This window comes from Bradyrhizobium guangdongense (assembly GCF_006483445.1).
GTDB lineage: Bacteria > Pseudomonadota > Alphaproteobacteria > Rhizobiales > Xanthobacteraceae > Bradyrhizobium > Bradyrhizobium guangdongense_A.
Genome location: NZ_PPPT01000073.1, coordinates 1 through 5,138 on the forward strand (window position 1 = coordinate 1; position 5,138 = coordinate 5,138).

Consider the following 5,138-nt stretch of genomic DNA (forward strand, 5'->3'; position numbering starts at 1 on the left):
GCATCCACGTTCTTGGCGCTGCGGGAAAGGTCGTGGATGGCCGGGACAAGCCCGGCCATGACGGAGTGTGTTTCTCCTACCACCCCTCCAGCACGATCTTGCCACGCGATTTTCCGCTCTCTAGCAGCGCATGCGCGCGCTTGAGATTGGCGGCATTGATGGTGCCAAAGGTCTGGTCGAGCGTGGTGCGCAGCACGCCCTTGTCGATGAGGTCGGCGACGTCGTCGAGCAAATGATGCTGCGCGATCATGTCAGGCGTCTGGAACGAGGAGCGCGTGAACATCGATTCCCAGTGCACCGAGATCGCCTTGCCCTTGAATGCGCTCATGGTGAATTCCGGGGGATCGTCGATCAGGCCGAACTTGCCCTGCGGCGCCATGAACTCCGCGATCGCCTTGTAGTGCTGATCGGTGAAGGTGAGGCTTGCCACCAATGCGACCGGCGGCAGCTTCAGCTTTTCGATCTGCTCCTTCATCGGCCTGGCATGGTCGATCACCGCATGCGCGCCGAGATCGAGGCACCATTTTTGCGACTCCGGTCGCGTCGCGGTGGCAAGCACGGTGAGGCCGGTGAGGCGGCGCGCGAGCTGGATCAGGATCGAGCCGACCCCGCCGGCGCCACCGGTGATCAGGAGCGTGCGCGGATCGTTGCTCTTGCCGGGCACCGCGCCGAGCCGGTCGAACAGCAATTCCCAGGCGGTGATGGAGGTCAGCGGCAGGGCGGCTGCCTGCGCGAACGACAACGTCGTCGGCTTGTGGCCGACGATGCGCTCGTCGACGAGATGGAATTCCGAGTTGGTGCCCTGGCGCAGGATCGAGCCGGCGTAGAACACCTCGTCGCCCGGCTTGAACAGCGTCACGTCGGGCCCGATGGCATCGACCACGCCGGCGGCGTCAAAGCCAAGAATCTTGAACTCGCCTTCGGGCGGGGCGGCGCGCTTGCGCACCTTGTAGTCGACGGGATTGGCCGAGATCGCCTTCACGGCCACGCGGATGTCGCGTCCCTTCACATCAGGCTTTGTGGTCTCGAAATCGATCAGCGACTCCGCGTCCTCGATCGGGAGCGATTTTTTGTAGCCGACGGCCTTCATGCCTCTTCTCCATCAATCAGGTCTGTGATCCCCTGCCGTTCTAACTGTCGGGGTAGGGCCGACTTTGCAAGTCCTGTCGGGAGCGACCGAGCCGCTCCCGAACCTCGTTTGCACTCAGAACGCCCACTGCGTGCGCATCGCGACCGCGTCGAATTTCGCGCCGACATCCGCGGTCGCGACCGGCGAGGCTTGCCTCGCCACAGTGCCGTGCAAATAGTCGAGCATGAAGCGGACGTTGCCGTTGACGTACCAGTTCAGCGCCAGCGTGTAGACGGTCTGCCGTCCGCCGGCGATGCCGGTCGCGGTGCCGAGCTGGTTGTTGAGGTCCATCGTCGAGAAGCGTCCCGCGATTTCCCACGCGCCCCAGCCGCCGCCGTCGAGCGAGAACGGATGCGCCGGCTTGACGCCGTTATAGGCCGCGTTCGCCGCGTTGTAGGTGCGGCCTTCACCCGTCAGCACGTAGCCGGCCTGTGCATAGCCGCCCTGGAAGCGCAGGCTCGGCGCGCCGAACGGCGGCAGGCCCGTATTGGCGGTGCGATCCACGTTGAACCAGAAATACTCGCCCTGCAGGATGAGCGGCCCGTAGGTTGCCGCCGCCTCGACGCTGTAGACCTGCGCGCCGGACGCGTTCGCGATCGCGCCGGTCGAGATCAGCGTGGTCGGATCGAGGCGCAGCTCCGGCCGGTCGCTCAGCGTCACCGTCTGCGTATTGGCGATCAGGTTGCGCGGCGGCTGAATCAGCCATTGCGCATCGCCGCCGAGGTGGATCGAGTAATCCTTGCCGCTGACGAGCTGGCCTGCGACGCGGGCGACCGCGCCGTACTGCTCGGATGTGCCGGCCGGTGCCGCGCTCGACGCCGAGTGGATCGCACCGGTGGTCGGTCCCGTGACATAGGCGCCGGCCCAGAACACGTCATTGTACCAGCGCGTGCCGGCCGCGGAGCGGAAGTCGCCGGCCGCGATATTGGCCGCGATCACGCCGGAGGAGGCGCGCTCCATGAACATGATGTCGTTGGAGCTGGTGGCCTCGTCCATCGTGTAGGGGAGGTCCATGATGCCGGCCTCGACCGCCATCTTGCCCCCGAACGGCTTGAGGCCGGTGTAGCTGAGATAGGCATTCTCGACGCCGGAGACGCCACCGCCCGGCAGCGATCCCGGCGCGGCGCCACCGAACCCGTCGGACGTGCCGCCGAAATCGTAGATCAGCGCGAAATTCCAGTCGTTGAAGAATTTTCCGGTCACGCCGATGCGCGCGCGCCGGACGTTCTCGCCGCTGTCGAGTTTTTGCGGCACGGTTGCTGCCGTGTTGGGGCGATAGTCGTAGCCGCCGACGTCCCAATGCACCCGGCTGGTGATCGCGACGCAGTTGGCCTGGTCGGCGGTGCAGATCGTCGGGCGGTTGTTCGGCATCGTCACGACGACGCCTGATGCCGGCGCCGGGCCCTTGACGGGAATGGCGGCGTTGGCATTGGCGACCGCAACCCGCGCTTCCGCCTTCGCCTCAGCCCTCGCTTCGGCCTTGGCCTCCACCTTCGCTTTCGCGGTCGCCGCGGTGTTGGCTGCGGTCTGCTTCTGGAGATTGTCGAGCTTCTGCTCCAGCATCTTCAACTGCTGCTTCAGCAGCGCGATCTCCTGATCGCTATTGCTTGCCGATTGCGCCTGAACCTGTGAGGCCGCCAATGCGCCGGCCAGCCCCAGTGCTGTTGTGAAAAGTTTCCTCGTCATGGCATTGCTCCCCAATTGTCGGATGAACTTCCCCAAGTCCTGAAATCGTAGGTCCGGTCGGTGACTGCTCCGCGACGATACGCCCGGAGGGCGCGGTTCCCGCTGATGCAAATTCGCAGCAACCGAATCTGCCGCCGCGATCATGCAAGATGATGCTCGTCATGCCAATGCGGACCAGCGCGCCGGCTGGGGTGGGATCAGCGCATGGCTTGCATCTTCCGGCGCGGGGAGGGGCCAATTATGCGGGGAAACTGCCCTTCAATTGGGGGGCGAACGCGCCTATATTCCGGCGTCTTTTCCGAGAGGTAGGAATGTTTCGACCCATACGCGCCGCCGTTTTCACTGCCACCTGCATTGCCCTTCTGGCGAGCCTCGATCCGGCCCTGGCGCAGGACCGCCGGGTTCCGTCATCGCCCGCCGAGATCAAGCTGTCCTATGCGCCGATCGTGCAGCGGGTGCAGCCGGCGGTGGTCAACGTCTATGCCGCCAAGGTGGTGCAGAACCGCAATCCGCTGCTGGACGATCCGATCTTCCGCCGCTTCTTCGGCGTGCCGGGCCAGCAGCCCGAGCAGATGCAGCGCTCGCTCGGCTCCGGGGTCATCGTCGATGCCTCCGGCCTCGTCGTCACCAACGTCCACGTCATTGAGGGCGCCGACCAGGTCAAGGTCTCGCTGTCGGACAAGCGCGAGTTCGAGGCCGAAATCCTGCTCAAGGATTCCCGCACCGATCTTGCGGTGCTGCGGCTGAAGGACACCAGGGAGAAATTCCCGACCCTCGACTTCACCAACTCCGACGAGCTGATGGTGGGCGACGTCGTGCTCGCGATCGGCAATCCCTTCGGCGTCGGCCAGACCGTGACCCACGGCATCATCTCGGCGCTCGCGCGCACGCAGGTCGGCATCACCGACTACCAGTTCTTCATCCAGACCGATGCCGCGATCAATCCCGGCAATTCCGGCGGCGCGCTGGTCGACATGAACGGCAAGCTCGCCGGCATCAACACCGCGATCTATTCGCGCTCCGGCGGCTCGCAGGGCATCGGCTTTGCGATTCCCTCCAACATGGTGCGCGTCGTCGTCACGACCGCCAAGGGCGGCGGCAAGGCGGTGAAGCGTCCGTGGCTCGGCGCACGGCTGCAGACCGTGACGCCCGACCTCGCGGAGAGCCTGGGCCTGCGCACGCCGAGCGGCGCGCTGGTCGCAAGCGTAGTGCCGAACGGCCCTGCGGCGAAGGCCGGTCTGAAATCCTCCGACCTGATCACGGCGATCGACGGGCAGGCGATCGACGATCTCAACGCTTTCGATTACCGCCTCGCCACGCGTCCGCTTGGCGGCACGGCGCAGCTCGACGTGCAGCGCGCGGGCAAGCCGATTAAGCTCACGGTGCAGCTCGAAGCGGCGCCCGACACCGGCCGCAACGAGCTCGTCATCACCACGCGCTCGCCGTTCCAGGGCGCAAAGGTCTCCACCATCACGCCGGCGGTCGCCGATGAGCTGCATCTGGACGGCGACGCAGAGGGCGTCGTGATCACCGACATCGGTGACGGCACCGCCGCCCAGAATGTCGGCTTCCAGAAGGGCGACATCATCCTCGCGATCAACAACCAGAAGATCGCCAGGACCACCGATCTCGAGAAGGCGGCGAAGGATCAGCCGCGGCTCTGGCGCATCACCGTGGTGCGCGGCGGCCAGCAGATCAACGTCACGCTGGGCGGATGAGTCCGAAGCGACCGCGCGAGACGCCAAGTCTGTTCGCGGCCGCGGGGCTCGAGCAAGAGGCCCCGCATCCGCTGCCGGATCGGCTGCGTCCGCGCACGCTGTCGGAGGTCGTCGGCCAGGACCACATCCTTGGCCCTGACGGCGCGCTGACGCGCATGCTGGAGACGCGCACGCTGGGCTCGCTGGTGTTTTGGGGCCCGCCCGGCACCGGCAAGACCACGGTGGCGCGGCTCCTGGCCGATGCCACCGATCTGCATTTCGAGCAGATCTCGGCTGTCTTCTCCGGCGTCGCCGACCTGAAGAAGGCGTTTGATGCTGCGCGGGCCCGTCGCGAGATGGGGCAGGGCACACTGCTGTTCGTCGACGAGGTGCACAGGTTCAACCGCGCGCAGCAGGACTCCTTCCTGCCCGTGATGGAAGACGGCACCGTGGTGATGGTCGGCGCCACCACCGAAAATCCCTCCTTCGAGCTCAACGCGGCGTTGCTCTCGCGCGCCCGCGTGCTGGTGTTTCATTCGCTCGATGCGGCCGCGATCGAAAAGCTGTTTGCGCATGCCGAGGAGATCGAGGGCAAAAAACTGCCGCTCGATGCCGAGGCGCGCGCG

4 protein-coding genes are annotated in these 5,138 nt (G+C 65.9%); 2 read left to right on the forward strand and 2 right to left on the reverse strand.

Going from position 1 to position 5,138, the window contains the following annotated elements:
• Positions 1-76: 76 nt before the first annotated feature.
• Positions 77-1,090, reverse strand: a complete 1,014-nt coding sequence (locus tag C2U70_RS10690) for a zinc-binding alcohol dehydrogenase family protein (protein ID WP_140977971.1) — start codon at positions 1,088-1,090, stop codon at positions 77-79.
• A 114-nt stretch (positions 1,091-1,204) separates the two neighbouring features.
• A complete protein-coding gene (locus C2U70_RS10695) occupies positions 1,205-2,815 on the reverse strand; it encodes an OprO/OprP family phosphate-selective porin (protein ID WP_140977972.1) in 1,611 nt (536 codons plus the stop codon).
• Between the two features lie 311 nt (positions 2,816-3,126).
• Between C2U70_RS10695 and C2U70_RS10700 the strand changes: the two genes are divergently transcribed.
• Both C2U70_RS10700 and C2U70_RS10705 read left to right on the forward strand, forming a co-directional pair.
• Positions 3,127-4,533: a DegQ family serine endoprotease gene (locus tag C2U70_RS10700; RefSeq protein ID WP_186294176.1), complete on the forward strand. Its 1,407-nt coding sequence runs from the start codon at positions 3,127-3,129 to the stop codon at positions 4,531-4,533.
• On the forward strand, positions 4,530-5,138 hold a 609-nt coding region (locus C2U70_RS10705; RefSeq protein WP_140977973.1), incomplete at its 3' end, for an AAA family ATPase. The genes C2U70_RS10700 and C2U70_RS10705, both read left to right, overlap by 4 nt.